Consider the following 5,062-nt stretch of genomic DNA (forward strand, 5'->3'; position numbering starts at 1 on the left):
GTAGCTTAGGCACGAGATGGAAGGAAAGCCGGACTGGCTGCACGGCTTTCCTGTCCAAATTTATTGTAATAGGAGCGATCGTATGTCATTGTTTGAGGGTTTGTCCAAGGTCATCTCGGAGACCAGCGCCACGGCGGTGAGCAAGACCAAGGAGCTTGCCCGCATCGCCCAGCTCAACGGCGCCATCTCGGACGAGGAGAAGATCATCGCGGCAGCCCACACCGAGATCGGGCGGCGGTATATGGAGAACCTTGCCGGCGAGCGGCCGGACCTGTTCGGGGATCAGGTGGAGCGGATCCGGGAGGCCCAGAGCCGGATCGAGGCCCTGCGCCGGGAGCTGGAAGAGGTCAAGGGCATGGGCAAGTGCCCCTATTGCGGCGCGCAGGTGGAGGCGGGCAAGGCTTTCTGCGGCAGCTGCGGCGCCAGGCTGCCCCAGCCTGAGGCGGCCGGCGGAACGCCCCAGAACACCGAAAGCTGATCGCCGGCGGTGAGAGGATGAAAACCGGAAAAGCGCTTTTGCTTGGCTCCGCCGTGTATTTTGTGCTGAGCTTCGCCCCAGTGCTGTACCTTGCGTCCAGGGTGCAGGCGGGCGGCGTCGCCCTGCTGTCGGCGCGCAGGCTGGGCCTGCTGGAAAATTCCCTGCTGCTGGGCCTTGTGGTGGCGGCCTTCTGCATGACGGCGGGCCTGGCGGCGGCCCAGGGCATCCACACCGGGCCGTTGGCAGGCCGGGGCTGCCGCTGGTTCTTTTTGCTGCTGGCGGCGGTGCCCCCCTATGTCTACGCCCTGGCCTGCCTGTCGGTGGCCCGGCTTTTCCGGCTGAATCCCACGGGGCTGTTCCCCAGCGCGGCGGTGGAGGTGCTGGCCTACCTGCCCATCTGCACCGGCATCTCGCTGCTGGCGCTGGAGCGCCTGCCCAAAGAACCCCTCCAGCTGGCCCTGCTCATGGGCCGGGAGGAAAAAGCCTTTTGGAATGTGGCGCTGCCCTCGGTGTTCCCCCAGGTGCTGGCCTCGGGCGGGCTGGTGTTCATCCTGTCGGTCACCGACTTTTCCATCCCCTCCCTGTTCCAGGTGAACGTCTATGCCATGGAGATCTTCTCCGACTACTCCGCCCAGGGGCGCACCTACCACTCCTTCCTGCTGTCCCTGCCGCTCACGGCGGTGGCGGCGGTGGTACTGCTGCTCTGCATGGGCCCGGTGAAGAGCATCCTCATGGCGGCCCCCTCCGGGGCGGCCTTTCCGGTGCGGGGCGGGGCCGCCGTGTTCGCCGCGGGCAGGGCGGGTGTGGCCCTCTGCATGTTCCAGGTGGTTTTCCCCCTGGCCGCCCTCGCACCCTACCTGCCCAGCCTGGGGTGGGCCATCCTGCTCGCGTGGGAAGAGCTGGCCACCTCTTGCCTCACCGGCGCGCTGGCTGGGCTGCTGGCCCTGGCGCCCGCAGCGCTGGCCGCGGAGTTCCTGCTGGCCCAAAAGGGGAAACGGTGGCTGTGGTACCTGTTCCTCTTTCCCATCGCCCTGCCCGGTTCCATCGTGGGGCTGGGCCTGCTGGAGATGGTCAACAAAAGCCCCTTCCACCGCCTGGGGCGCACCGTCTGGATGCCCGCTCTGGGCCTCGCGGTGCACTACCGCCCTATCTGCTGCTCCTGCTGGCCGGGGCCTTTGCCCGGCTGGACCGGGACAAGCTGGCGCTGGGGCGGGTGCTGGCGCGGTCGCGGGGGCGGTATCTTTTCCGGGTGCGGCTGCCCCTGCTCCGCGGCGGGCTGCTGGCTGCCTTCGCGGTGGCCTTCATGCTCAGCGTGGCGGACGTGGGCACCGTGCTGATGCTGATGCCGACGGGGATGGAGCCCCTGTCGGTGAAGATCTACAACTACCTCCACTACGGCTCCTCCGAACTGGTGGCCGGCTTTTGCTATTTTCAGGTACTGCTGTGCATGGCGGTGATGGTGCTGACCGGGCTGTTCCTCTCCGCGCGCCGGAAAGGGCGGCGAGCGGGCGGCGGGCGGCAGGAAAGGAGAAAGACGGATTGATCCAGGCGCAAGACATCACAAAACGATACGGGGAGCTCACGGTGCTGAGCGGCCTCTGCCTGGCGGTGGGGCCGGGGGAGCTGGTCTCCATTCTTGGGGAGAGCGGCAGCGGCAAATCCACCCTGCTGCGCATCATCGCCGGGCTGGCAACGGCCGACGCTGGCCGGCTGCTGCTGGGGGGCGAGCCGCCCGCCCAGGCGCTGGAAAAGCGGGGGGTGGCCATGACCTTCCAGGAGCCGGCGCTGTGGAACCACATGACGGTGGAGGACAATATCCTCTACGGCAGCCCCCTCCGAGGCCGGCAGCCCCGGCGAGAGGAGGCCGCTGCCCTGGCGGAGCGACTGGGCATCGGCGAGCTACTGAAACGCTATCCCTACGAAATTTCCGGAGGCCAGGCCAAGCGGGCCGCCCTGGCCCGGGCCATCGCCTGCCGCAAGCCCGTCCTGTTGCTGGACGAGCCCTTTGCCAACCTGGACGAAAAGAGCAAGGCCATAGCCATGGAGGCGGTGCGGCATTGCTGCGCCGGAATGACGGTGCTGCTGGTGACCCACAGCCGGGAGGAAGCTGAGTGCCTGAGCCAAAAGCGGTACCAGCTGGAAAGGGGGCGCCTGTATGGATAAGAAAAAAATCTTCATCGTCGTCTTTTTCCTCGCGGCCATGGCGGCGGCGGGCGTGGGGCTGAAGATGTACCAGGCCGACAGCGAGCCGGTGTACGAGAAGATGGACTACCTCCATGTGCTCTTTCAAGGCGAGGAGATCTCCGCCCTTTATGACGACGGACAAAAGCTGTGGGTGGGCCTGAAAGACGGCCTGCGCACCATCCACCGGGAGACCGGGGAGCCGCTGGAGGTGATCGACGACAGCATCACCCTGATCTACGCCTCGGAGATCGGGGAGAGCTTCGACGGCCTTGTCTGGTGCGGCCACAACGACGGCGTCAGCGCCTACACGAAAAGCGGCGAGAAAGTCCTCACCTTCTCCGCGCCCCAGATCCCCGAGGGCCGGGTGAACGCGGTGCTGCCGGTGGAGGACGGGGTTTGGGTCGGCTGCATGACCGGGGCGGCCTTTTTGACAAAGGAGGGCGGCCAGTGGCAGGTGGAGCGGGTGGTGGGCACCACAAGCGGCCTCACCGAGGAGTGCGTGAGCATCATCCGGAAAAACGGCGCTGAGCTGTGGTTCGGCATGTACCTGTGCCAGAACGAGGGCGGGCTGTGCATCCTGAAAGGGGACGAGTGGACCTACCTCACCATGGACGACGGCCTGGCCCACCGGTATGTGAACTCCCTGGTGTTTTTGGACGAGGACACCTGCCTTGCCGGGGTGGGCCACACCCTCTACGGCGGGCTGAACCTGCTCAAGCGTACCCCCGAGGGTTGGAAGGTGACCCGCACCTGGTCCAGCGCGGAGGGCCTGCCGGGCAATAAGGTGCGGTTCCTTTTCTGCACCCGGGACGGGCGGATGATCATCACCACCGAGATGGACGGCATGGTGATCTGCGAGCGGCCCCCGGACGAGGGCGCCGAGGCCATCACCGGGCTGTACCTGGTGCAGGGCAACGGCCTGGCAGACAACGAGGTCAAGTGCATCGCCGAAAGCGACGCCTGCCTCTGGCTGGGCTGCAAGACCGGTCTTACCCGCATGGACAAGACATGACCTGTCCCAAACATCCTGCCAGGCCCCTCATCCTTAAAACACAAAAATAGGCGCTGCCCTTCCTCTCTGGTTTAGCTCTCCAGTCATATCCCACTGCATGGGTGGTTTTCAGCGGGTATGACTGTTTTCTCACAGCCCCATCGCTTCGCTGAGTTTCTGCCCGGCGAGGCGCTTGTTTTTGTCGAAGGCGTGGCTGTAGATGTCCAGCGTAGTACTGGGCTGGGAGTGACCCAACAGGCCCGCCACCGTTCGAACATCCACACCTTGGGCGATGAGCAAGCTGGCATTTGTGTGGCGCAAACTGTGCACATTCAAATTTTCTGGCAGACCGTTCTCACGAAGTATTTTTTTGAAGCGAAAGGTGAAGGTACAGGGCACCATAGGGTCGCCATTAGGCTGTCGGAACAGGTAGTCATCCTGTGTGAGCGCACCAGTGCCTTGTTGCTCCTTTTCCCATTGACATTCTTTCTCCCATGCGCGCAGCAGTTTGCAAAGATCTTTCGACAGATATACCACCCGCACCCCTGCTCGTGTTTTAGGTTCCTTGACTAGAATGGGTTGTCGGCTCAGCTTGACAACGTTTCTCTGAATGTGGAGTGCCCGCTGCCGCCAGTCTATGTCTGACCAGCGCAGGCCACATGCTTCGCCCCGGCGCATCCCGGTGGCAAGGATGAGCTTGTAGTACACTTCATATTTCATGCTTTGGGTTTCCAGTGCCGCTATGAGTCGCTGCACTGTTTCCTCGTCTGCAACCGGCCGCTCTTTGGGGATACCCTTTTTCTTGTACGCCCGCCATGCGGGATTGTGGGTGATGTACCCTGCCTCCACTGCATCGGACAGGATACTGCACAGGCAGGAATGGATGCCTTCTACTGTTTTCTCCGCCAGCACGTTGCCGGTGTTTTCGTTCTTCTCCCGGCGCATGGCGTCGTAGAAATCCCGGAGTATCTCCTTGTTGAGTTCTGTCAGCTTGTAGTGCCCCAAGGCTGGCAGAATACGGCGGATATCCTGCTTATCCCGTGTCAGTGTACTGGCTGCGAGCTTTTTCGGCGCTACCTGCCCCAGCCAAATTTCGATATACCTGGCCAGGGTCATACTGCGATCCACCGGCTGGCCAGGGGTGTGTTTTACTTCCTGCTCATAGAGGACTGCCTGTTCGTTCAACCACTTCTGTGTTTGCTTCGCTGTCAGACCCAGGGGCGGGTGGACGGTCTTTTGTGCCGGCTTCAAACGGTTTCCCTGGTAATCATACCCCCGGGACACCACCAGCAGATAGCTGTTCTCGCCGCGTTTTCGGATGCTTGCCATGTGTTGACCACTCCTATTACAATAAATTTGGACAGGAAAGCCGTGCAGCCAGTCCGGCTTTCCTTCCATCTCGTGCCTAA

6 protein-coding genes are annotated in these 5,062 nt (G+C 63.2%); 5 read left to right on the plus strand and 1 reads right to left on the minus strand.

The features are described 5' to 3' along the window. Positions 1-82: 82 nt before the first annotated feature. The 5 genes from ACH2AT_RS10590 to ACH2AT_RS10610 are packed head-to-tail and all read left to right on the plus strand — an operon-like array spanning position 83 to position 3,674. Positions 83-478, plus strand: a complete 396-nt coding sequence (locus tag ACH2AT_RS10590) for a zinc-ribbon domain-containing protein (protein WP_394965902.1) — start codon at positions 83-85, stop codon at positions 476-478. Between the two features lie 17 nt (positions 479-495). Then, the gene (locus ACH2AT_RS10595) at positions 496-1,815 is read left to right on the plus strand and encodes an ABC transporter permease subunit (RefSeq protein ID WP_394965904.1); all 1,320 of its coding nucleotides are present in this window, start codon (positions 496-498) and stop codon (positions 1,813-1,815) included. After that, positions 1,782-2,021 carry a hypothetical protein gene (locus tag ACH2AT_RS10600; protein ID WP_394965905.1) on the plus strand — a complete coding sequence of 80 codons (240 nt, stop codon included), beginning with the start codon at positions 1,782-1,784 and terminating at the stop codon, positions 2,019-2,021. The genes ACH2AT_RS10595 and ACH2AT_RS10600 overlap by 34 nt, the downstream gene beginning before the upstream one ends. Further along, positions 2,018-2,641, plus strand: a complete 624-nt coding sequence (locus ACH2AT_RS10605; protein WP_394965907.1) for an ABC transporter ATP-binding protein — start codon at positions 2,018-2,020, stop codon at positions 2,639-2,641. Before ACH2AT_RS10600 ends, ACH2AT_RS10605 begins: the two co-directional genes overlap by 4 nt. Further along, positions 2,634-3,674, plus strand: a complete 1,041-nt coding sequence (locus tag ACH2AT_RS10610) for a hypothetical protein (RefSeq protein WP_394965909.1) — start codon at positions 2,634-2,636, stop codon at positions 3,672-3,674. Before ACH2AT_RS10605 ends, ACH2AT_RS10610 begins: the two co-directional genes overlap by 8 nt. 129 nt (positions 3,675-3,803) lie before the next feature. Here ACH2AT_RS10610 and ACH2AT_RS10615 read toward each other — a convergent pair. Further along, positions 3,804-5,062, minus strand: a 1,259-nt coding sequence (locus tag ACH2AT_RS10615; protein WP_394965911.1) for a tyrosine-type recombinase/integrase, incomplete at its 5' end; no start/stop codon positions are given.

Origin of the sequence: Candidatus Allofournierella excrementigallinarum, assembly GCF_944388085.1 — a bacterium.
Classification (GTDB): domain Bacteria; phylum Bacillota; class Clostridia; order Oscillospirales; family Ruminococcaceae; genus Allofournierella_A; species Allofournierella_A excrementigallinarum.

Excerpts from the sequence above, each read along its gene's own strand:
- ACH2AT_RS10590 (WP_394965902.1), top strand. The coding sequence starts at position 83 with ATGTCATTGTTTGAGGGTTTGTCCAAGGTCATCTCGGAGACCAGCGCC.
- ACH2AT_RS10595 (WP_394965904.1), top strand. The coding sequence starts at position 496 with ATGAAAACCGGAAAAGCGCTTTTGCTTGGCTCCGCCGTGTATTTTGTG.
- ACH2AT_RS10600 (WP_394965905.1), top strand. The coding sequence starts at position 1,782 with ATGCTCAGCGTGGCGGACGTGGGCACCGTGCTGATGCTGATGCCGACG.
- ACH2AT_RS10610 (WP_394965909.1), top strand. The coding sequence starts at position 2,634 with ATGGATAAGAAAAAAATCTTCATCGTCGTCTTTTTCCTCGCGGCCATG.